Origin of the sequence: Variovorax xiamenensis (assembly GCF_050916385.1) — a bacterium.
GTDB lineage: Bacteria > Pseudomonadota > Gammaproteobacteria > Burkholderiales > Burkholderiaceae_C > Variovorax.
This window is the reverse complement of record NZ_CP139038.1, coordinates 1,356,410-1,377,324: the sequence shown is the minus strand read 5'-3', so window position 1 is coordinate 1,377,324 and position 20,915 is coordinate 1,356,410. Positions and strand designations below refer to the sequence as shown.

At 69.8% G+C, this 20,915-nt stretch carries 17 protein-coding genes; 6 read left to right on the top strand and 11 right to left on the bottom strand.

Annotation, left to right across the window (positions count from 1 at the left end):
* Positions 1–30: 30 nt before the first annotated feature.
* Positions 31–963, top strand: coding sequence for an SMP-30/gluconolactonase/LRE family protein (locus tag SFB74_RS05955; RefSeq protein WP_432729845.1), 933 nt, complete (start codon positions 31–33; stop codon positions 961–963).
* A gap of 27 nt (positions 964–990) precedes the next feature.
* Here the strand turns inward: SFB74_RS05955 and SFB74_RS05950 are convergent, their stop codons facing one another.
* Entirely contained in the window at positions 991–1,377 is a 387-nt protein-coding gene (locus SFB74_RS05950) for a VOC family protein (protein ID WP_432729844.1), read from the bottom strand.
* Positions 1,378–1,392: 15 nt separating this feature from the next.
* Positions 1,393–1,857: a helix-turn-helix transcriptional regulator gene (locus SFB74_RS05945; protein WP_432729843.1), complete on the bottom strand. Its 465-nt coding sequence runs from the start codon at positions 1,855–1,857 to the stop codon at positions 1,393–1,395.
* A gap of 121 nt (positions 1,858–1,978) precedes the next feature.
* On the opposite strand from SFB74_RS05945, the gene SFB74_RS05940 reads away from it, so the two are divergent.
* The 3 genes from SFB74_RS05940 to SFB74_RS05930 all read left to right on the top strand — a co-directional run bounded on the left by SFB74_RS05940 (position 1,979) and on the right by SFB74_RS05930 (position 6,372).
* Entirely contained in the window at positions 1,979–3,106 is a 1,128-nt protein-coding gene (locus SFB74_RS05940) for a 3-deoxy-7-phosphoheptulonate synthase (RefSeq protein ID WP_432729842.1), read from the top strand.
* 283 nt (positions 3,107–3,389) lie between these two features.
* Positions 3,390–4,472 (top strand): hypothetical protein, encoded by a 1,083-nt coding sequence (locus SFB74_RS05935; RefSeq protein ID WP_432729841.1) that lies wholly within the window; start codon positions 3,390–3,392, stop codon positions 4,470–4,472.
* A 37-nt stretch (positions 4,473–4,509) separates the two neighbouring features.
* On the top strand, positions 4,510–6,372 hold the full coding sequence (locus SFB74_RS05930) for an ATP-binding response regulator (RefSeq protein ID WP_432729840.1): 1,863 nt from the start codon (positions 4,510–4,512) through the stop codon (positions 6,370–6,372).
* A 12-nt stretch (positions 6,373–6,384) separates the two neighbouring features.
* On the opposite strand, the gene SFB74_RS05925 is transcribed toward SFB74_RS05930, so the two are convergent.
* From SFB74_RS05925 to SFB74_RS05905, 5 genes are all read right to left on the bottom strand, one after another.
* On the bottom strand, positions 6,385–7,491 hold the full coding sequence (locus SFB74_RS05925; RefSeq protein WP_432729839.1) for an aldose epimerase family protein: 1,107 nt from the start codon (positions 7,489–7,491) through the stop codon (positions 6,385–6,387).
* An 11-nt stretch (positions 7,492–7,502) separates the two neighbouring features.
* On the bottom strand, positions 7,503–8,426 hold the full coding sequence (locus tag SFB74_RS05920; RefSeq protein ID WP_432729838.1) for an alpha/beta hydrolase family protein: 924 nt from the start codon (positions 8,424–8,426) through the stop codon (positions 7,503–7,505).
* Between the two features lie 11 nt (positions 8,427–8,437).
* Entirely contained in the window at positions 8,438–13,201 is a 4,764-nt protein-coding gene (locus tag SFB74_RS05915; RefSeq protein ID WP_432729837.1) for a CapA family protein, read from the bottom strand.
* Positions 13,202–13,289: 88 nt separating this feature from the next.
* Positions 13,290–14,333, bottom strand: a complete 1,044-nt coding sequence (locus SFB74_RS05910) for an OmpA family protein (protein ID WP_432729836.1) — start codon at positions 14,331–14,333, stop codon at positions 13,290–13,292.
* 209 nt (positions 14,334–14,542) lie between these two features.
* Positions 14,543–15,421 carry a LysR family transcriptional regulator gene (locus tag SFB74_RS05905; protein WP_432729835.1) on the bottom strand — a complete coding sequence of 293 codons (879 nt, stop codon included), beginning with the start codon at positions 15,419–15,421 and terminating at the stop codon, positions 14,543–14,545.
* A 140-nt stretch (positions 15,422–15,561) separates the two neighbouring features.
* On the opposite strand from SFB74_RS05905, the gene SFB74_RS05900 reads away from it, so the two are divergent.
* Positions 15,562–16,542, top strand: coding sequence for a DMT family transporter (locus SFB74_RS05900; RefSeq protein ID WP_432729834.1), 981 nt, complete (start codon positions 15,562–15,564; stop codon positions 16,540–16,542).
* Positions 16,539–17,675 carry an NADH:flavin oxidoreductase/NADH oxidase gene (locus tag SFB74_RS05895; protein ID WP_432729833.1) on the top strand — a complete coding sequence of 379 codons (1,137 nt, stop codon included), beginning with the start codon at positions 16,539–16,541 and terminating at the stop codon, positions 17,673–17,675. The genes SFB74_RS05900 and SFB74_RS05895 overlap by 4 nt, the downstream gene beginning before the upstream one ends.
* A 26-nt stretch (positions 17,676–17,701) precedes the next feature.
* Here SFB74_RS05895 and SFB74_RS05890 read toward each other — a convergent pair whose 3' ends face one another.
* From SFB74_RS05890 to SFB74_RS05875, 4 genes are read right to left on the bottom strand one after another with little or no spacing between them, the layout of a single operon-like run.
* Positions 17,702–18,505 carry a class I SAM-dependent methyltransferase gene (locus tag SFB74_RS05890; RefSeq protein WP_432729832.1) on the bottom strand — a complete coding sequence of 268 codons (804 nt, stop codon included), beginning with the start codon at positions 18,503–18,505 and terminating at the stop codon, positions 17,702–17,704.
* Positions 18,502–19,047, bottom strand: a complete 546-nt coding sequence (locus SFB74_RS05885; protein ID WP_432729831.1) for a GNAT family N-acetyltransferase — start codon at positions 19,045–19,047, stop codon at positions 18,502–18,504. Before SFB74_RS05885 ends, SFB74_RS05890 begins: the two co-directional genes overlap by 4 nt.
* Position 19,048: 1 nt before the next feature.
* The gene (locus tag SFB74_RS05880) at positions 19,049–19,669 is read right to left on the bottom strand and encodes a helix-turn-helix domain-containing protein (RefSeq protein WP_432729830.1); all 621 of its coding nucleotides are present in this window, start codon (positions 19,667–19,669) and stop codon (positions 19,049–19,051) included.
* 60 nt (positions 19,670–19,729) lie between these two features.
* The gene (locus tag SFB74_RS05875; protein WP_432729829.1) at positions 19,730–20,827 is read right to left on the bottom strand and encodes a hypothetical protein; all 1,098 of its coding nucleotides are present in this window, start codon (positions 20,825–20,827) and stop codon (positions 19,730–19,732) included.
* Positions 20,828–20,915: the final 88 nt, after the last annotated feature.

Genomic DNA, 20,915 nt, shown 5'->3' with positions numbered 1-20,915 from the left:
AAGACACGAACAGGAAAGAAGAAAGACCAAATGAGCAAAGAGACAAGCAGCCTCGTTCCCCCTCCTTCCGTCATCGGCGAAGCCGAGTGCATCTGGCCCGCCGCAGCCAATCTCGGCGAAGGCACCATGTGGTCGCAGCGCGAGCAGGCGCTCTACTGGATCGACATCCTCACGCCGCGCCTCTTCCGCTACGACCCCGCCACCGGCGCGCAGCGCACCTGGACCTTCGACGAGGAAATCACCGCGATTGCCGAGCGCGCATCGGCGCCCGGCCTCTTCATCACGCTGCGCCGCGGCTTCGCGCTCTTCGACACCACCGCGCCCGGCGACGACGCGAAGCCCCGGTACCTGCACAAGCCCGAGCCCGAGCGCACCGGCAACCGCTTCAACGACGGCAAGTGCGACGCGCGCGGCCGCTTCTGGGCCGGCAGCATGGACTTCGACTGCAAGGCGCCCACCGGCGCGCTCTACCGCTACGACGCCGACGGCACCTGCACGAAGCACGACGACGGCTTCGAGGTGACCAACGGCCCGACCTGGTCGGGCGACGGCCGCACCATGTACTTCAACAACACGGCGCTCAACAACCTGTATGCCTACGACTTCGACATGGAAGCGGGCACCGTGTCGAACCGCCGCGTGTGGCACCGCTTCCCCAAGCCCGACGGACTGCCCGATGGCATGACCACCGACGCCGCCGGCCGGCTCTGGATCGCGCACTGGGGCGGCTCCTGCGTCACCTGCCACGACCCGGTGAGCGCGGCCGAGTTGTGCCGCATCGCGATTCCCGCGAGCCACGTCACCGACTGCGCCTTCGGCGACGCCGACCTGCGCACGCTCTACATCACGACCGCGCGCAACAGCCTCACGCCCGAGCAGGAAGCGGCCGAGCCTTTGGCCGGTGGCCTCTTCAGGGTGCGCATCGACAGCCCGGGCGTGCCGGCCGCCCTCTTCGCGGGCTGAAGGAACAAGAGAAGAAGAAGGACAGCCTCAGCCGCGGGGCTGGTAGATCTGGATCAGGTTGCCGCAGGTGTCGGCGAACACCGCGAGCCTGACGGGGCCCTGGTCCATCGGGTCCATCGTGAAGCGCACGCCGTGCGCCCGCAGGCGACCGACCTCGGCGTCGAGGTCATCGCTCTGGAAGGCCGTCGCCGGGATACCCTGGGCCATCAGCGCTTCCTGATAGGCGCGGGCCGCGGGGTTGGCGTTGGGCTCGAGCGAGAGCTCCGTGTCGCCGCCTTCGGGCGATCGCACCGAGAGCCACTTGTACGCGCCCAGCGGGATCTCCTGGCTTTTCACGAAGCCAAGAACCTGCGTGTAGAAGGCCAGGGCCTTGTCCTGGTCGTCGACGAAGATGCTCGTTAGGTTGATGCGCATGATGAATGAAGGGGTTCAGTGCCGTGGGTGGATGAAGCCGCCATCCTGCCCCGCATCGCCGGACGCGACTTCGCCGAAATCCCGGTCGCCGGCCGCGAGTGCCTGGTTCATGAGTGCGATGCAGCCAGCCGGCACGGCGACCGCAGGCCCCGCCTTTCGCCGGTAGGCCCTCGGCGGTTCGCCGAAGTGACGGGTGAAGAGACGCGAGAAGCTCCCCAGGTCGGTGAAGCCCAGCGCCAGGCCGATCTGCGTGGCGGGCTCGTCGGTGGACAGCAGCAGTTCCCGCGCGCGCTCCGGTCGCGCACGCGTGCGGCACTGCAGTGGCGTCTCGCCGAACAACGCGGCGAACTGGGCGATGAAGTGCGAAGTCGAAAGACCGGCCTCGCGCGCCAGATCCGCCACCCGCGCCGAAGGCTCCAGTTCGTACCGGAGACGATGGCGGGCTTCGCACATGCGTTTCAGCAGGTCGGGGGAGATCATGGGCTGCGGGGTGGCAGGCGTTGCGATGCCGCCATTCTGGGCCTCGATGCCGCCCCCGGAAAATCGCCCGACGCCTTGAGAGGACAATCGGGCAGCCCCTTTTGCAAATCACACCACGAACATGCCCCGCCTCGACGACCCCCTCCACGACGCAGAAATCGGCTCCCGCGACAGCACGCTGGACACCACCCGCATCGACGACGTGCGCATCGGCGCCGTCCGTCCGCTCATCACGCCCGCGCTGCTGCAGGAGCGCGTGCCCGTGCGCGACAACACGCTGGCGCTGGTCGAGCGCAGCCGCGCGGAGATCGCCGACGTGCTGCACGATCGCGACGACCGGCTGGTGGTGGTGGTCGGCCCGTGCTCCATCCACGATCACGACCAGGCCATCGAATACGCGCAGCGCCTCAAGAAGGTAGCCGATTCGCTGCAGGACGACCTGCTCATCGTGATGCGCGCCTACTTCGAGAAACCGCGCACCACCGTGGGCTGGAAGGGCTACATCAACGACCCGCACCTGGACGGCAGCTTCGCGATCAACGAAGGGCTGGAGCGCGCGCGCCGCCTGCTGCTGGACCTGACCACGCTGGGCCTGCCGACCGGCACCGAGTTTCTCGACCTGCTGAGCCCGCAGTTCATTGCCGACCTGATCGCCTGGGGCGCCATCGGCGCACGCACCACAGAGAGCCAGAGCCACCGGCAGCTGGCCTCGGGCCTGAGCTGCCCGGTGGGCTTCAAGAACGGCACCGACGGCAGCGTGAAGGTCGCGGCCGACGCCATCCTCGCGGCCCGCGCGCCGCATGCCTTCATGGGCATGACCAAGATGGGCATGTCTGCGATCTTCGAGACGCGCGGCAACGACGACTGCCACGTGATCCTGCGCGGCGGCAAGGCGCCCAACTACTCGGCGGCGGACGTCGCGGCCAGCTGCGAGGCGCTGCTGGCCAACGGCCTGCGGCCGCAGGTGATGATCGATGTCTCGCACGGCAACAGCAGCAAGCAGCACCAGCGCCAGATCGTGGTGGCCGAAGACGTGGCTGCACAGATCGCGGGCGGCGAGCGGCGCATCACGGGCGTGATGATCGAGAGCCATCTGGAGGAAGGCCGGCAGGACCTGAAGCCGGGCGTGCCGCTGAAGCACGGCGTGTCGATCACCGATGCCTGCATCGGCTTCGCGCAGACGGTGCCGGTGCTCGAAGGGCTCGCCTCCGCCGTCAAGGCGCGGCGGCGCCTGTCGTCGAAGGCCTGAGGAGAGCGGGAGCTTGAGGGTTGTGGCCGTGTTCAAGGCTTGAGGGCCTTGAACACGCCGGGTTGAATGGCGACAGCGGCTGGCATCGAGGCGGTCCCTGAGCGGTTTTGTTTCCCCCCTTTTATTCGGCCTCTACCAGCGCCGAACCGCTGTCGGGACGCAGTGTGCTCGCGCCCGGTGAAGTCGAAGTGAAGTGCATGCAGGAGTTTCGTGAAACGATACTCGGCGTCCTGCTCCGCGCCACCTGCGCATCGACTTCAGAGACGACATACAGACATCGAACATGCCAGCGACTCCTTCTTCTTCCCTCGGCAATCTCTTCTCCAGGATCTTCAAGAAGGACACGCCGCCGCAGCGGGCGGTGAAGGGGCAGGCGGGCATCCACCCCTGGCTGCAGGTCGGCGAGCAGGTGCATGCCGACGTGCTGGCGGACGGCAAGGCCATCGCCCGGCTGGAGCACATGGCCACGCTGCCCGGCCTGAAGAAACGGCCCTCCGTCGTGTTCGACCTGCCCGCTGGACTCCAGCAGCTCGAACTGCGCGGCTCGCATGTCGACGCGCAAGGGAAATCCACTTCGTTCAAGAGGCGCTGGTCCGTGCTCGACATGTCACGGCTTTCGCATCCCCTCTACGACCAAGACAAGCCCTTGGTCGACCGGATCCGCGCCTTTGCCGATCTCTCCCGATTGGTGGAAATCAGCGCCCCCGCCCTGCCTGTAGGCACCACCGCCGAAGTCGCCCTGCTCGAAGCCGAAGCCCGCCTGGGCATCTCGTTGCCCTCGCCGTTGCGCGAGGTGCTGTCACAGGCCCGCATCGAGATCGGGAACTCGTACCTCCTGCAGCCCCACAACCTGCAGACGGCGGCGAGCCTGCTGCTCGGACTCGGCGGCTACAGCAGCGGCAGCAACGGAGAACTCAGCCTGGACAACCTGCTACCTCCCTCAGTCCTCGCACGCTACCGCCGCAGCGTGACGGTCTTCGTCGAAATCGGCGACGGCCTCGGCGCACTGGCCTGGGACCCTGAGGGCGTTATCCCCGATGAGCCGCCCAACACCACGGGCGACCAGGGCAACCCTGGCGCGCAGCCCGGGACGCCGCACGAGGGCGTCTGGTACTGGCTGCATCAGGAACGCATCGCCGAGCCCGAACTGCTGCTGGACGACGACTACAGGCCGCAGACCGCGGAGGCCGCCCTGACCAGCGTCTTCAAGCGCTTCGCCCTTTCGCAGGCCGCCTCCCCCGAGAGCGAAAAGCAGTTGCTGGTCGACACAGCCCATCCGCGCAACCTGCTGCAGCTGAGCTTCGACGAGCCGAAGAAGCCGCGGCTGTGGATGCGCAGCTACGACTACCACTACAGCCTCTACTGACTCGGGGGCCACACATCGCCCCCTTACACTGCCGCCCATGAGTACGCAGGGCTCAACCTCCTCCGTGGCGGACGGCACGATCGCGGGCACCGACGCCCCGCCCGGCATCGCCGACTCCCACGCCCAGCTGGTCCGCGAACGCCTGCTGCGGCGCATGTTCGTGATGGGCCCGCCCACGGTGCTGACGGCGCTCGCGGCCGCCATCGCGATGGCGGGCGTGTTCTTCTGGATGACGCGGGGCCTCGGCGCGCTGACCTGGGGCATCGCGACCTGCGCGCTGCTCAGCCTCCGGCTGGTGTTCATGCGCTGGAACGCGCGCCTCTATCCCGAGCCCGAATTCACGCTGCGCCAGCCCGACGGCGCATGGCGCTTCATGCTGCCGCTGGGCACCTACATGGCGATGTGGACGCTGGCGCCCTGGGCCCTGATGCCGCCCGGCACCGAATCGCCCACGCGCATCCTGATCCTGCTGCTGGGCATGTTCGCCGTGCTGATGGGCTCGGTGCCGGTGATCGCCACCTGGCGCGCGATGGTGCCGGTGGTCACCATTCCGCTCACCCTGGGCGTGGTGACGCGCTTCGCCTGGATGGGCGGCACCGACGGCTGGTTCGCCTGCGTGGTCGGCCTGCTCTTCGGCGGCTCGATGGCGCGCTATGCGCTGTCGCAGCACCAGCTCATCCGGCGCAGCCTCTCGGACCAGATCGACAAGGAGCTGCTGAGCGAACAGCTCATGCGCCAGTCCTTCGAGCTGCAGCGCCTGAACCGCGAGCGCAGCCGCTTCTTCGCCTCGGCCAGCCATGACCTGCGCCAGCCGGTGCATGCGCTGGCGCTGTTCTCGCGCTCGCTGGAGCGCGACCTCGCCGAGCACCCGCTGGCTCCCGTGGCCGGCCGCGTGGTGCAGGCGACCGATGCGGTCAGCGGCCTGCTCAACGCGATGCTCGACATCTCCAAGATCGACGCGGGCACCGTGGTGCCCCAGCCCATGGAGATCGCGGTGGACCCGCTCTTCCTTCGGCTCGCGCAGCTCTTCGAGCCCCGGGCCCAGCAGGCGGGCCTCTCGCTGCGCTTCCACACCGCGCCCGAATGGCTGCAGACCGACCCCGACCTGCTGCTGCGCGTGCTGACCAACTTCGTCGACAACGCGCTCAAGTACACGCGAAGCGGCGGCATCCTCGTGAGCGCCCGCCCGCGCGGCGACCGCCTGCGGCTGGCCGTGTGGGACACGGGCCTGGGCATCGCGCCCGAGCACCTGCCCCATGTGTTCGACGAGTTCTACCAGGTCGACAACCCGCAGCGCGACGTGGCGCGCGGCCTGGGCATCGGGCTGGCCATCGTCAAGCGGCTGGTCGACCTGCTCAGCGGCGAGATCGGCGTGCGCTCGCGGCAGGACCGCGGCAGCGTGTTCTGGGTCGACCTGCCGCGCCGGCCGCCGGCGGCACCGGCGCCGCTGGCCCTCGCACCGGCGGCCACCCCGGACACTGCCAGTGTCGACACGACGGAAACACCGCTCGTGCCACCACGCGTGCTGTTGCTGGACGACGAGCAGCCCGTGGGCGAAGCCGTGCGCATGTGGCTCGCGCCCTACTGCGAGCGCATCGAAATCACCAGCCGGCTGGCCGACGCCTGCGCGCAGGTGCGGGCCACGCCCGAGGGCTTCGACGCCTTCATCGTCGACTTCCGGCTGGCCGATCCGCAGGACGGAATCCAGGCCACCGCCGAGCTGCGCCAGCTCGCGGGCCGCCGCGTGCCCACCATCCTCGTCACGGGCGACACCGACCCCGAGCGTGTGCGCGCGGCCTATGCCAGCGGCCTGGTGGTGATGTTCAAGCCGGTGCAGCCCGAGGTGCTGCTGCGCACGCTGCACCAGATCATCCAGAGCGAGGCGAGAGAGCGGGCCTGACCAGCCGCCGCGTCAGCCCGGCAATCCGAACCGATGCTCGGTGGCACTGTGGAAGCGCTCGCCGGGCCGCAGCACCGTCGACGGAAATTCCGGCCGGTTCGGCGAATCGGGGAAATGCTGCGTCTCCAGGCACAGCCCGTCGCCCTGCCGCAGGCTCGCGCCCGCGCTGCCGAAGAGGCTGCCGTCGAGAAAGTTGCCCGAGTAGAACTGCACGCCGGGCTCGCTGGTATGCACCTCCATCACGCGGCCCGAAGCCTCGTGCTCCAGCCGCGCGGCGAGCGCGAGGCCGTGTTCGGCCCGTGCCCGATCGAGCACCCAGTTGTGGTCGTAGCCATGCGCCCGCATCAACTGCTCGTGGCCTTCGCGGATGCGCTCGCCGATGCGGGTCGCGGTGCGGAAGTCGAAGGGCGTACCCGCCACGTCGGCGGTGCCCAACGGGATCAGCGTTTCGTCCACCGGGCAGTAGCGGCTCGCGGCGAGCGTCAGCCGGTGGTCCAGCACCGAGCCGCTGCCCGCGAGGTTGAAGTAGTCGTGGTGGCTCAGGTTGAGCACGGTGGGCCTGTCGGCGATGGCGCTGTAGTCGATGCGCCATGTGTTCGCCCTGGTGCTCAGCGTGTAGCGCAGCGTGAGCCGCACTTCGCCGGGGTAGCCCTCCTCGCCGCCTGCGCTGGTGTAGCTGAGCTCGATGGCGATGCAGTCGTCTCCCGTTTCCTTTGCCGAAAGCGGCGCGATCTCCCAGTAGCGCTTGCCGAAGCCCGTCGCGCCGCCATGCAGCGAATTGGGGCCGTTGTTCAGGCCCAGCTGATGGGTGGTGCCGTCGAGCGTGAAGCGCCCGCCCGCGATGCGGTTCGCATAGCGCCCGACGATGGTGCCCAGGTGCGGATGCGGCCCCAGGTAGTCGGCAAGCGACGGCAGCCCCAGCACGACGTTGCCGCTGCGCCCATGCCGGTCCGGCACGCGCAGCGCGGTGACGATGCCGCCGACGTTGATGGCGCTCAGGCTCAGCCCCAGGCCGTTGTCGAGCGTGTATTCGGTAACCGCGCGGCCATCGGGCATGCGGCCGTATTCGCGCGAGGCGATGCCGGCGCCGCTTCTTTTCTCTTGCTCGTGATTGCTCATGCGTCTCCTGCTCAGGGGAACAGCGCCTCGCGCGCGCACTGCGAGGCGGTGTGCAGCGCGATGCGGTCCTTGAGGTCGTGAAAGTCGGGCGGCTCGGCCGCGTGGGTGCGCAGTTCGATGCGATGGCCGGCCTTGGCCACCGCATCGGCGAACCGCTCCTGCAGCGCGTAGGGCGTGTTCCGGTCCTCGCGGCTGCCGATCAGCACGATGCGCCGCGCCGGGTCGCGCACGATGCCGCCCACGTGGTCGAGCGGGTCGTAGAACTGCGTGCTGCCGGTGGTGTCGGTGCGGCCGTCCTTCGAGCGGCCCAGCATGCGCGCGCGCTCCAGCAGCCCATAGGCGCCCGAAGTGAGCACCGCGCAGGCCACGCGCGTGCGCCCGAGCGTGAGCAGCGCGGCGCCCGCGGTGGCGCCGCCGCTGTGGCCGACGATGACGATGCGCTGCAGCCGGTGGCGCTGCATGAGCGCGTCGAGTGCGGCATCGAGCGCGTGGAACTCCACGAGCTGCCGGCGCTTGCGATGGTCGCCCGATGAGCCGTAGGTGCCCGGCCTGGCCACGAAGATCCACGGCACGCCCGCGCGGTCGCGGCTGCGCTGCGCGTCGAGCATGCGCAGCGCCTCGGTGTTCTCGGGAATGCGCGTGGGCGCCTGGTCCATCACGCCGTCGCGGTCGCCCGAGAACTGCACGATGGCGATGCGCGCGCCGTCGATGTCGTCGCTCGCGAAGTAGCGGATGCAAGACGGCCCCTCGGCGGCCTGCACCCACAGGAAGCCCTTGCGGTCGGGGCAGCGGGCACGGTCGGCGGGCTGGTTCCAGTACAGCACCTCGTCGGCGCCGGCGGCGAAGACGCGGGGCACGTCCGGGCCGGTGCGCTGTGCGCAGGCAGTCTGCGCCAGCGCCACGAGCAGCAGCACGAAGCGCAGCCTTCGAAACATGTGCGGCACCGTCATAGCCTTTGCAGAAGCTCCGGGATGCTGCCGAAGTCGGACCCGACGCGGTCGCCCTTCACCAGCACGAGGTCGCCGTCGCGCAGAGCGCCGCCGAGGTAGAGCGCGAGCTGCGCGGCATCGTCGAAGTGCGGGCCGAGCAGCTCGGCGGGCACCTCCTCGCGCAGCCAGCGCATCTCGTCGCCGTGCGTCACGAGATGCTGGATGCCCGAGGCCAGCAGCGGCGCCGCGAGGCTGCGGTGCATGGCCTCGGCTTCCTTGTCGAGGTTGACGATGCGCCCCAGCACGCCGATCTTGCGCAGCACCGGGCCGTTGTCGGCGCGCTGCCAGGTGCGCACGAACTCCATGGCGTTGCGCATCGACATGACCTCGGCGTTCCAGCTGTCGTCGATCAGCGTGGCCTGCACGCCGGCCTGGGTGCGCAGCGCACGAACCTGCATCACCGAGGCAGGCAGCCGCACCTGCGGCATGCGCGCGCAGGCCGCATCGCCGTCGAAGCCCATGGCCAGCAGCGCCGCGAAGGCGAGCAGCGAATTGCGCACCAGCCCCGCGCTCTCCAGCGGGAACAGGTACTCGAAGGTGCGCCCGGGAACGGCAACCCGCACGCGGCAGCCGCCGCCGGGCTCGGGCCGGGCATCGAGCATGCGCACGTTGGCATCTGGCCCGCTGCCCACCACCCAGATCGCGCCGGCCGTCAGCGCGGCGGCGTCCACCACCTGGCGCAGGCAGGGAATGTGGTCGGGCACGATCGCCACGCCGCCGGGCTCCAGCCCCAGGAAGATGCGCGACTTGTAGGCGGCCGTGAGCTCCAGCGTCGATGCCTGGCGGGTCTGCGACAGGCCGATCTCGGTGATGATGGCCACGTGCGGCCGGGCCACCAGCGAGATGGGGCCGCGGTCCATCCACAGGCCGCTCTGTGCCATTTCGAGAATGCACACGTCCACGTCGGGCCCGAGGTTGGCCAGCATGGCCGGCACGCCGACGCGCGAGTTGTAGTTGTCGACGGTGGTGTGCACGCGCGCACGCGCGGGCAGCAGGTCGCGCAGCATCGCGATGGTGGACGACTTGCCGACCGTGCCGGTCACGCCCACCACCATGCCCTTGTAGCGTGCCCGCGCGGCAGCGCCCATGGCGAGCATCGCGGCGATGGGATCGTCCACCTGCAGCAGCGGAAAGGCTGCGTCCAGCCCCTCCACCGGATGCGCGACCACGGCGCCGGCCAGTGCGGACTGGAGCCTGGGCAGTTCGAAATGGCGGTCCCAGTTGTCGGAGCGCGGCTTGCTGTAGCTCTCGTGCACGGCCAGCGTGCGGAAGTCGGATGCGATGAAGAGCGAGGGCTTCGGCAGCAGCCCCATGTGCACCGGCCCGCGCACCGCCGAATTGACGAACCAGCCCGGCGGTGGCTCCACCAGCCAGCGGCCGCCCGTTGCCTGTTGCAGCTGCTGGGCGGTCCACACGGGCGCGGGTTCGGGGCCTGCCCCCGGACGGTCGGCCGACAGCACCGGCGCAGGGCGCTGCGGCAATGGCACGGGCGCGTCCGGCACGCGCAGCCCGCACCACAGCGCGAGACGCCGCGCGGGCGGCAGGTCGGGCCAGTCGCCGCGCACGCGCACCTCGATCTGGAGCGCGTCGCTTTCCAGCAGCCCCGCGCGCGGCGGGCGCAGGCCGTAGCGGTCACGGTAGATACGGCCTGGCTCCCAGCGGCTGGTGGGCCACATCCAGTCGCAGGGGTCGTGGTCCATGCCCTCGCCCCATGGCGGCATGCGGGTGCTGCGCATCGGCATCGCGCGGAACTGCAGGCGCAGGTCGGCGGCGACGGGAGCGTCGGCGCTCCAGTACGACTCGACCCACAGCATGCGCCGCCCGACGATCTGCCGCGGCGTGCAGCGCAGGCCCACGAGACGCAGCGGGCCGAACTGCAGCGGCGTGATGCGTGCTTCTTCGGGCACCGCATCCACCAGCCACTCGGGCCGCGGCGCGGGCAGCGGTGCGATGGCTGAAGCCGGCTGGAAAGCCTGGGCGATCGCACCGGCCGGACTCGCCTGGAACACGGGCCGCGCAGGCGGCGACAGCCGCACCATGCAGCGCCCGCCAGGCTGCGGAACCATCTGCGTGCCGAGCGCCTTGCATTGCGCGGCGAAGCGCTCGCCGAGGGCCCGCGCCTCGTCGCCCTCCAGCTGCCGCGAAAAGCCGAAGCCCACGCCCACGGGCGTGAACATCACTTCCTCCACGCCGCGCGCGCTCAGCTTCAGCGTGAACACGCCCGAGTCCGCGAAGTCGTCGCGCACCGAGTCGAACAGCAGGTCGCCCGCGTCGTGCAGGATCGGCCTGCCGTCGTAGATCTCGATGCCCTGCAGCACGTGCGCAGAGGTGCCGAGCACGGCGTCCGCACCGGCGTCGACGATGGCGTGGCCGACCGCGATCTCGGCTTGCGACGGCTCGGTCTCGAGATTGGCGCCCCAGTGCACCGCCACCAGCACCACGTCGGCCTCGCGGCGCGCGGCCTCGATGCGCGGCGCGAGCGTGGCGGTCCATGCGGCGGGATCGTCGAGCGCAAGCCAGGCCGCACCCGCGCGCTCCGCCGTCGCGGCGAAGCGCTGCTGCGTGGCGTCGAGCGAGAACAGTGCCACGCGCACGCCGCCCGCGCGCCGGAACGCCGGGCGCAGCGCGGCCTCGGGCGTGCGGCCGGTGCCCGCATGGGCGATGCCCGCGACCTGCAGCAGGGCCTGCTGCTCCATGAGCGCCTCGGGGCCGTAGTCGCCGCTGTGGTTGTTGGCGGTGGCGACCATGCCGATGCCGGCCTCGGTCAGCACCGCGAGCATCTCGGGGCGCGCGCGATAGTAGTAAGGGCCGGCCTCGCCCTTGTCCACGCCCTGCTCGCCGACGGTGGCGACCACGCATTCGAGATTCACGATGCGAAGGTCGGCCTCGCGCAGCGCGGCGATGTCGCCGAGCATCCTGTGCGCGCCGCCGAGCTCCTTCAACCGGTAGTGCTGGCGGCGCGAGAGGTTCACGTCGCCGCCCCATGCGACGGTGCCGGTGCCGGTGGCACTGCCTGCGGCATCGGCTGCAGCTGCGCCTTCGCCCGCCTTCAGCATGCGGTGGTACGCCACGTAGCCCGACAGATAGTGCTCCACGTCGTCGATGCGCACGCGGAAGCTGTGGTGCTTGATGAAGAACGAGCCCGCGATGCGCGCCGGGTTGCGGAAGAACATCGCCAGCTCGGGCCAGAAGTGGCCGTTGGCGAGGTAGCGCGCGCGGTATTCGAGCGCGCGGTCGAACCTGTCGCGATCGAGCCCGGCCAGCAGCGGGCGCAATTCGGGGTCGGCCTCCAGCCGCAGTACCATCTCGCGCGCGGCCATCATCAGCTCGAGCAGCGTCGGAAAGGTGGTGATGCGCTCCAGCACGAAGTCGAGATACCCCGACACGTTCTGCAGGCCGAACCGGTAGTAGCGCTGCTCGGGCCGGTAGCGCGTGAGCTCGTTGACGCAGTAGCTCAGCCAGTGGTCGTGCGCGCGCCAGTGCTCGGCGGCAATGAAGTGCTCGAAGGCCTTCTCCACCACCGCGAGCCAGCGCGCATCGCGCGTGAGGCCGTACAGGCGCATCAGCCCGAACGCAGCCTCGCCGTCGTAGTAGATGACGCGGAACTTGTCCTTCACGTCGAGCGCGGGCGCATTGAGCACGTGCACGAAGCTGCCGGTCTGCGCATCCTGCATGTGGCGGATGCCCAGCGCGAGCTGCTCCAGCAGCGGCAGGTATTGCTCGTCGCCCGTGAGTTCGGTGTACTTGACCAGAGCCAGCAGGCACACCGCGTTTCCGCCGAGCTTGATCTCGCTGCCGATGTCCAGCAGGTAGGCCGCGCGCGTGCCGTCCGGCAGGTTGGCCGGTCGGATCAGCGTGCGGGTGAGAAAGGCCAGCGAGCGGTCGATGGCGGCCTTGAGCGTGTCGTTGCGCGTGAGCTCCCACGCCTCGAGCATCGCGTAGGTCGAACTCGCGTGGCGCAGCGTGTTGTAGGTGGGAATGGTGCGGTCGAAGCAGGGAAACCAGCCGTAGTGGAACTCGCCCGTCGGCTTGACCTGCTGCGCGAGGTAGTTGCCGGCGTCGTCGATCAGCGCATGCACCTGCTGCGCACTCCAGTCGCGCAATTCGCGAAAGCCCGCTGCCTGCCCTTCGGCGGTGACGGGCCACGCGCCCTTCGCATCGACATACACGGCCCGCGTGGTGAAGCACCACACCGGCGTTGCGTCGTCCGAAGGAAAGTCGAGTTCGCGGCCGAAGCGCCGCTTGGTGTGCAGGCGCAGGTTGCCGGTGTTGGGCTCGGCATGGTCCACGTCGCCGTTGTAGAGGATCGCGCTGCCGTGCATCTCCTGCGCGAGCAGCGCGAACTCGAAGCGCGCGTCGAAGGCGATGCCCTCGTTGAAGTAGTTGCGCTTGGCCTGCGCGAGCCTGGCCTTCAGCTCGCCCCAGCTCATGGGCACGACCTTGTCGACGATCTCGGCGCGCAGGCGCTGCGGCGGCTGCGCGGCTCGCCTGGCCTGCGTCGTGACGGCATCGGCGGCGGCGCGCCATGCCGCTTCGATGCCGGCGCCGCGGCCCGAGGCCACGCGGGCCCGGCTGTTGCTCTCGCCGATGGCGAAGAAGACCACGCAACCCGCTTCGGCGGTGGCCGGCGCCGCCGGAGGCAGCATGCCCGCCGGGTCCGCCAGGGCCTGCCTGGCGCGGTTCAACAGATCTGCAAGTGGATTCTTCGGGTCGTGATTCATGCAGCCGCGAATGATGACAGGCCACGGCACGGCCCGCCATCCCGGCAATCCATGGGATTTGCCTGCAGACTGACCGCTGGCTGACCCGCTACAGCCGCAGCAGCTCGACGCGCCTGTTCTTCGCCCGGCCGTCCTCGCTCGTGTTCGGCGCCACCGGCTCCTTCGAGCCCGCGCCGCGCGAGGTGAAGCGCCGCGCGTCGAGCCCCGTCTTCGCCAGCGCCGCGATGACGGCCACGCTGCGGCGGCGCGAGAGGTCGGCGTTGTGCGGCTCGTCGCCCTGCGCGTCGGTGTGGCCCACCACCTGCACGCGCAGCTGGGGGTTGCTGCGCATGAGCTTGGCGATCTCGTCGAGCGTGGGCTGCGAGTCGGGCTTGATGACGTCCTTGTCCAGGTCGAAATGGATGCCGTAGAGATTGACGCGGCCGTTCTCGGCCAGCCCCTTCTGCATGGCCGTGGCATCGACGAAGACGATCTTGTCGGTTTCCATCGCCTTGGTCTCGACCACCTTCACGAAGGCGAAGTTGCCGCGGAAGTTGCCTTCGGCCAGCGCGATGCTGGCGTATACCTTGCCGCCGTTCGGGTTGTCGTACCGGGCCAGCAGGTAGCGCCCGCCGGTGCCGAAATAGGTGCTCACGTAGTTGCGGCCGAGGCCGATCATGGGCCACTCGGGCGTGTCGACGGCATCCGCGAGTTCGGAGACGTCGGTGTTGGGGCTGCTGCGCTCCGGGTCCTTCCTGTAGCAGCTGCCGTCGTTGCTGGCGCAGGAGAACATCATCTGGAAGCCCCTGGCCTTCAGGCTCGCCTCGTAGTTGCGCTGCACCTCGAGCAACGATCGGCCCTCGGGCAGGTGGTAGTAGTAGAGCGAGACCTTGCCCGCCACCTGCAGCCGGTTGGGCGTGGGCCTGGGGTCGCCCCAGGTCTGGATGGGCTCGCGGATGAGCCCGACCTCGTCGTAGTTCTTGCTCTGGAAGGCATCCATCACCGAGCCTTCGTAGCGCCCGACCAGCGGGTGGTCCTTCGCGGGCTCGGCGGCCGATGAAAAGGCGGCGGCCGCGAGCAGTGCGGCGCCAGCCAGGAGTTGTTGCCAGCGCCGGCCTGCGACGAGGCGAAGCGCGGAGATCGAATGAGCCATGTGGTTGTCCGTTTTCCAAGCGAATAGCGCCTCGGATGAGGCGCGCATCGAAGGTATCGGCGGCTCGGTGGGCGGGCAATACGCCGTTCGATATGCCTGTTAAGAAGAAGCTTCTAAGAATGATCGCGCGGCGGTGCGACTAGCAATTGCGTGCGGTGTGGGTTCGCTGTTTTGGGGTGCGTGCGAATGAACGAATAAGCAACCCAGCCTCAGGCCCAGGCCTCCATCACAGCCTCTCGCACCGCCTCGACCGCGACAGGCCGCCGCGCTCCAGCCGGCGCGACCCAGCACAGCCACGTATGCGAGCGCCATCCCTTCCAGATCGCGAGCTCGCCGTTGCGCTCGCCCTGCTGCGCCTGGTCGAGCCGCATCAGCCCCGCGCCCATGCCGCTCGCGACCATGCTGCGGATGGCGCTCTCGCCATCGGCCGTGCGGCCTTGCCGGTATTCGCGGCCCGCGCCCGCGAAGAGCTTTTCGAGATGCACGCGCAGGATGCACGAAGGCGGCGTGCCCACCCACGGCAGGTTCGTGAGTTCGTCGAGCGACAGGTCGGGATGCGCCTCGGCCACCGGCGGCGGCAGCGCCACGACGAGATCGACCGCGCCGAGCCGGTGCAGCTCCAGCCCCTCGATGCGCTCGCCGTCGCTGAGCACATAGGCGCAGTCGAGATCGCCGCGCTGCACGGCGGAGAGCGTCTCGTACGAGAGGCCCTGCCTGAGCTGCAGCGCGACCTGCGGATGGCGCTCCGCCAGCTTCACCAGCACCTCGCCCAGCCGCAGTGCCACCGGATCGACCACCGTGCCGAAGCGCACCACGCCCTGCGCCGCGCCACGCAGCTGGTCGGCCGCCGAGCGCATGCGCATCGCCGAAGCCAGCGTGCGCTCGGCCTCGTCGAGCAGGCTCACGCCGGCCTCCGTGAGCGACATGCCGCGCGGCGTGCGCTCGAAGAGCTTCACGCCCAGCTCGTCCTCCAGCGCCTTGAGCTGCGCGCTCACCGCGGGCGCGCTGGTGAACACGCGCTCTGCGGCGCGGGTCAGGCTGCCCTCGCGGGCGATGGCGACGAAGGTCTTCAGTTGGTAGAGCTCCATGGGAACGGATTGTGAGCTTCGGGGCCGGACCGGTCCGTTCGCTTTTTTGGAGCCCCCTGTCCAAAGAAGCGAATGGCATTCGGAGCGTCGGGCGCCCATCCTCGGGACATCGATTCATCGCAAGAAAAGGCTGGTTTCCCATGTCCCGTCGCCAACGCATCGCCGGCACCGCCGCGCTGCTGCTCGCCACCTCCGGGTGGGGCTCCCTGTTCCTCGTGAGCAAGGGCGTGCTCCACCACGTCGAACCCGTTTGGTTCACGCTGATCCGCTATACGCTGTCGGCGCTGCTCTTCGTGCTGCTGGTGTTGCCGCGCGGCGCGGCGCCCTGGCGCAAGCTGCGCCGGCACGCGGGGCCGCTGGCGCTGCGCGGCGCCGCGGGCTTCGGCGTGTTCAGCGTGATGCTGCTGGTGGGGCTGGCGCATTCGGTGCCATCGCACGGCGCGGTCATCATCGCCACCACGCCCATGACCACGCAGCTCGTGCGCTGGCTGCTCGACGGCGTGCGCCCCACGCGCACCACCCTGCTGACCAGCGCGCTGGCGCTGCTGGGCGTGGCGACGGTGTCGGGCCTGCTGACCGGCGGCGCGGGCTCCTCGGCCGGGGCGAGCACGCTGCTCGGCGACGCGATCGCCTTCGGCGGCACGCTGGGCTGGGTCTGGTACACGCGCGGCACCACGCGCTTTCCGGAGCTCGACGTGATCGAGTACACCGCGCTCACGGTGCTGGCCTCGTGGCCCGTGCTGCTGGCGGCGGCTGTCGGCGCTTCGCTGCTGGGCTGGTCCGCGGTGCCGAGCGTGGAGGGCCTGCGCCTGTCGTGGCATGCGCTGCTCTTCGTGGGCGTGGTGCCTTCGGCCATCTCGGTGCTGGCTTTCAACTACGGCGTGCGCGCGCTCGGCGCCGTCACGGGCACGGCTTTCCTCAACTTCGTGCCGGTGTCGGCGCTGCTGATGAGCGCGGCGATGGGCCGCCTGCCCACGGCGGGCGAGGCGGCCGGCATGGCGATGGTGATCGCGGCGCTGCTGATCCATACCGCATCGAGCCGCAAGGCTTCCGCCGCCGCGGCTGCACCGATCGCGCTGCCACAGCAGAATTACCGGACCTGCGGAGCCACACCCTCATGAGCATCAGCGACAGCCCCCGAAGCCATCTTTTCGAGCCCCTGCGGCTCGGTTCCCTCCAGATCGACAACCGCATCGTCATCGCGCCGATGTGCCAGTACTCCGCCACGGAAGGCACGCCGGGCGACTGGCACCTGATCCACCTGGGCCATCTCGCGCTCTCGGGCGCGGGGCTTCTGATCATCGAGGCGACGGCGGTGGAGGCCGACGGCCGCATCTCGCCCGGCGACCTCGGGCTTTATTCCGACGCCAACGAGGAAGGCCTGGCGAAGGTGCTTCATGCGGTGCGCGCGCACTCGCCGATCAAGGTCGCCATCCAGCTCGGCCATGCGGGCCGCAAGGCTTCGAGCCGCGCACCATGGGAAGGCGGCAAGCAGATCCGCCCCGGCGAACCCGGCGGCTGGAAGGCCTGGGCCCCGTCGGCCGTGCCGCACGCGCCCACCGAAGACCCACCCATCGCGCTCGACACCGCCGGACTGGCGCGCGTGCGCGACGCCTTCGTGGCCGCCGCACGTCGCGCCGCGCGGCTGGGCATCGACGGCATCGAGATCCATGCGGCGCACGGCTATCTGCTGCACCAGTTCCTCTCGCCCATCGCCAACCACCGTGAGGACGAATACGGCGGCAGCCTGGAAAACCGCCTGCGCTTTCCGCTCGAAGTCTTCGAGGCGGTGCGCGAGGTGTTCCCTGCCGACCGCCCGGTGTGGGTGCGCGTCTCGGCCAGCGACTGGGTGCCGCGCGGCTGGGACCTCGACAGCACCGTCGCGTTCTCGCACGCGCTTCAGGCACGCGGCTGCGCGGCGATCCATGTGTCCAGCGGCGGCGTCTCTCCGCAGCAGGCGATCACGCTCGGCGCGGGCTACCAGGTGCCGTTCGCGGAACGCATCAAGGCCGAGGTCGGACTGCCGACCATCGCGGTCGGGCTCATCACCGAACCCGCGCACGCGGAAGCCATCGTCGCCAACGGGCAGGCCGACGCGGTCTCGCTGGCGCGCGCGATCCTGTACGACCCGCGCTGGCCGTGGCATGCCGCGGCCGAGCTGGGCGCGCGGGTGAAGGCGCCGCACCAGTACTGGCGCTCGCAACCGCGCGAGTTCAAGGATCTGTTCGAGAACGCGACCTTCGGCGCGCGGTAGGCCGGGCCCTTGGGGCCACGAACCACTCAGGCCACCTTGGCGGCGCTCGCCCAGAACAGCTTCTGCCGCATCGCCAGCGCCTCGCCGCCTTGCATGCGGCGGTGCAGGAGCTGCAGCGCGCCGCGGCAACCGTCGATGTCGAACTCCGGGCAGACATACGGCACGTGCTTCAGGTACCACGCGAAGGCGCCGATGTCGGCGAAGGCGATCAGCTCGGCGCCCTCCGCGCTGTCGTCGACACCGAAGCCCGCGCGCTCCAGTTGCGCCACGGCGGTGTCGAGCTTCCAGCGCGGGAGTTCGGGCATCGGAAGGCCGAGCAATGCGTAGCAGTCGGCGTTGAAGTCGGACGCGACCTGCTGCGTGACGAAGCGCCCGCCCACCGCGAGGATGCGATGGACCTCGGCGGCGACGAAGGATTCGTGCCGGTTGACGACGAGATGGAAGGACGCGTCATCGAACGGCAGGCGCGCCTGCTCCGCGCCATCCGGCTGCAGCGCGTTGTCGTCGGCGCCCTCCACTTCGACCACCTCCACGCCCAGCGGCACAAGCCGCTCCCGCGCGACGGCGACGTTGGGCGCCCATCCCTCTGTCGCCACGGTGCGCGGCGGACGAAAGGCCAGCCTGCTGAGCCACTCGCCGCCGCCCGTGCCCATGTCGAGCATGTCGGGCGACCTGCGCGCATACGCCTCGACGGTCTTCTCGAAGTTCCACGGCGTGGCCGTCGTCGTGATGCGGCCATCGCAGGAAAGGTCCCAGCCGATGAGCGGGCGGGCCTGCGCCTCTTGCAGCAGTTCGTCGAAGCCGCGATCCATCGCGCTGGCGCTCGTCACTTATTGAGCTCGCGATAGAAGAAGGTCGTGGCGCATGGCTCGCCCTGCGGCAGCAGCGCATAGCCGGGGATGGAGCCGACGCGCAGCCACCCCGAGCGCTCGTAGAGCCGTTCGGCATCGGCGCTGGAGGTGTCGAGCACCAGCAGCGTCTTGCCGCGCTCGCGCGCCAGCTCTTCGGCCGCCTTCATCAGCAGCGCGCCGATGCCCCTGCGGCGCGCTCGGCGGTGCACGAGCATCTTCGCAACCTCGCCGCGATGCGGCTGGTTCTCGGGCTGGGCCAGAACGACCTGCACGGTGCCCAGGATGCCTTCGTCGTCCTCAGCCACCAGCAGCGCGCGTTCGCCGTTCGCCACGCCGTCGGCCACATGGCGCCAGAAGGCCTGTGCGCGCGCCTCGGTCAGCGGCTGCATGAAGCTCACCGACGCGCCGCCCTCGACGCAATCGGCCAGCACGGTGGCCAGTTCGCGCAGTTGCCCGTCGGTAACCGCATCCAGCAGGCGGATGCGCGGGGTGCTGTCGTCGGAAGCCGTGGTTCGGTTCATCTCATCTCCAGGAAGCGGCCGCGGAAGGCATGGTCGCGATCACGACGACGTAGCGGGTGCTCTTGCGCGAAGGGTTGTGAAAGCTCGTGGGGCGATCGAGCACCATCGCCAGGCAGTCGCCGGTAGCGAGCCGGTGCTGCTCGTCGCCCACCGTGAGTTCGATGACGCCGTCGAGCACCCACACCTGCTGGTGGATGAGCGGCTCGCGCGCCGAGGTTTCGTAGGCCACGCGGGCGCCGGGCGGAAACTCCACCTCGACGATCTGGATGGGCGATGCGAAGCCGCCGGGCGACACGTTTCTTCTCAGGTAGCCGGAGTGCGGGTCGCGCCACTGCAGCTGGTCGGCCAGCCGCGACACCGGATCGGCAGCGGGCGCCGGTGCCTCGAAGAGCGAGGCCAGCGACACGCCGAGACCTGTCGCGAGTTTTTCGAGTACCACGGCGGTGGGACTGCTTTCTCCGCGCTCGACGAGCGAGATCATCGAACGGCTGACGCCGCAGTGCGCGGCCAGTGCGTCGAGAGAAAGGCCACGCGCCGCGCGCAGGTCGCGCACGCGCTGGGCGATGCGGTCGTTGAGGCCGGACGGCGCTTCCGTCTCGGCCGAATCCTTGATTTCCTTCATATTGGATGAAATATCCACTATGAAGGAAATTGCGTCAAGCCCGCCGGCGGATTCTTCCGGTCAGCGCGAAGGGCCGACCAGCGCCGCGCGCGCGGCCTCCGAAGGAAAGACGCAGGCCACGTCGTGCGCGCAGCCCGGCACCACCACGACCTCGCGGCGCTTGTCGGGCGCAAGCAGCTTGCGGTCGTACTGCGCGTAGGCCAGCCCGCGCTGCATGCGGAACGGCCCCTGCGCCGCCGCCGCGCACGACTTGTCGAGCACGCGGTACGCCGTGCCCTTGGCATCGTTGCTGTCCAGCGCGCCTTCGAGATAGCTGATGTCGGCCTGCGCGTACTGCCGGCGTGCCTGCGCGGCGGTGCGCCCCAGGTACGCGGGCAGGTCGTCGGTGCCGTATTTCCAGCGGTTCATCTGCGGGCACGCGGCTGCATCGGGCACCAGGAAGCTGGTAACGGAAGTACCGTCGGCCGAGAACTGCGGCCGCACCGGATCGAAGTAGAGCCACGTGCTCGGATCGGCGACCACGTAGCGCATTGCCGGCTTGCCCGCCGCGGTGCCGTCGTGCTGCGTGAATGCGATGTAGCGCTGCACGAACTGCCCGCCGGCCGAGAAGCCCGCGACGGTGATGGTGCGCAGGCTGGGCCAGCGCTGCGCCATGTCGGCCACCAGCGCGTCCATGACCGCGAAGGAGCCGACGCGATTGCCCGATGCCGAGCGCGCGCCTTCGAGCCAGGAGCCGCATGTCCACAGCAGGTCGCCGGGCTGCGCGGCCGGCACGCCCGCCGTGTTGCAGCGGCCGGCCACCGCCTTGTCGGCGGCGACCTGGAAGAGCGGCGCGACCACCAGCGTGTCGCCGAGCGCATCTGCGTTGCGCAGGGTGCGCAGCGCGGCCTCGAATGTCTTGTTGGCGTCGCGCGAATGGCCGTGCATGGCGATCAGCGCCCGGGTCGGTGCGGCCGCGGTGCCCGCCGGTGCTTCGGGGTCGAGCGACGAGTAGTAGCGAAGCGCGCCTTCGGCCCCTGGCGGCGTGAAGCTGCGAAAGCACTCGGCGGCGGCCGAGTTCAGGCAGGCGGATGCATCGGCCGTTGCCGCGAGCGCCGGCCAGGGCGCGATGCATGCGGCCGCGAGAACCACGGGGAAGAACCATCTGTAGCTCGGCATGTTTGTGCGACTCCCGGAATGGAAGGCGGATTCTCTGCCCCGCCGCGCCGAACCAACCTGACCGCGCCGCTGGTTTACCTGCGATTTA

What these genes read in the sequence shown, in the direction of transcription:
- SFB74_RS05955 (WP_432729845.1), top strand. Translation starts at nt 31, where the DNA reads ATGAGCAAAGAGACAAGCAGCCTCGTTCCCCCTCCTTCCGTCATCGGC.
- SFB74_RS05950 (WP_432729844.1), bottom strand. Translation starts at nt 1,377, where the DNA reads ATGCGCATCAACCTAACGAGCATCTTCGTCGACGACCAGGACAAGGCC.
- SFB74_RS05945 (WP_432729843.1), bottom strand. Translation starts at nt 1,857, where the DNA reads ATGATCTCCCCCGACCTGCTGAAACGCATGTGCGAAGCCCGCCATCGT.
- SFB74_RS05940 (WP_432729842.1), top strand. Translation starts at nt 1,979, where the DNA reads ATGCCCCGCCTCGACGACCCCCTCCACGACGCAGAAATCGGCTCCCGC.
- SFB74_RS05935 (WP_432729841.1), top strand. Translation starts at nt 3,390, where the DNA reads ATGCCAGCGACTCCTTCTTCTTCCCTCGGCAATCTCTTCTCCAGGATC.
- SFB74_RS05930 (WP_432729840.1), top strand. Translation starts at nt 4,510, where the DNA reads ATGAGTACGCAGGGCTCAACCTCCTCCGTGGCGGACGGCACGATCGCG.
- SFB74_RS05925 (WP_432729839.1), bottom strand. Translation starts at nt 7,491, where the DNA reads ATGAGCAATCACGAGCAAGAGAAAAGAAGCGGCGCCGGCATCGCCTCG.
- SFB74_RS05920 (WP_432729838.1), bottom strand. Translation starts at nt 8,426, where the DNA reads ATGTTTCGAAGGCTGCGCTTCGTGCTGCTGCTCGTGGCGCTGGCGCAG.
- SFB74_RS05915 (WP_432729837.1), bottom strand. Translation starts at nt 13,201, where the DNA reads ATGAATCACGACCCGAAGAATCCACTTGCAGATCTGTTGAACCGCGCC.
- SFB74_RS05910 (WP_432729836.1), bottom strand. Translation starts at nt 14,333, where the DNA reads ATGGCTCATTCGATCTCCGCGCTTCGCCTCGTCGCAGGCCGGCGCTGG.
- SFB74_RS05905 (WP_432729835.1), bottom strand. Translation starts at nt 15,421, where the DNA reads ATGGAGCTCTACCAACTGAAGACCTTCGTCGCCATCGCCCGCGAGGGC.
- SFB74_RS05900 (WP_432729834.1), top strand. Translation starts at nt 15,562, where the DNA reads ATGTCCCGTCGCCAACGCATCGCCGGCACCGCCGCGCTGCTGCTCGCC.
- SFB74_RS05895 (WP_432729833.1), top strand. Translation starts at nt 16,539, where the DNA reads ATGAGCATCAGCGACAGCCCCCGAAGCCATCTTTTCGAGCCCCTGCGG.
- SFB74_RS05885 (WP_432729831.1), bottom strand. Translation starts at nt 19,047, where the DNA reads ATGAACCGAACCACGGCTTCCGACGACAGCACCCCGCGCATCCGCCTG.
- SFB74_RS05880 (WP_432729830.1), bottom strand. Translation starts at nt 19,669, where the DNA reads ATGAAGGAAATCAAGGATTCGGCCGAGACGGAAGCGCCGTCCGGCCTC.
- SFB74_RS05875 (WP_432729829.1), bottom strand. Translation starts at nt 20,827, where the DNA reads ATGCCGAGCTACAGATGGTTCTTCCCCGTGGTTCTCGCGGCCGCATGC.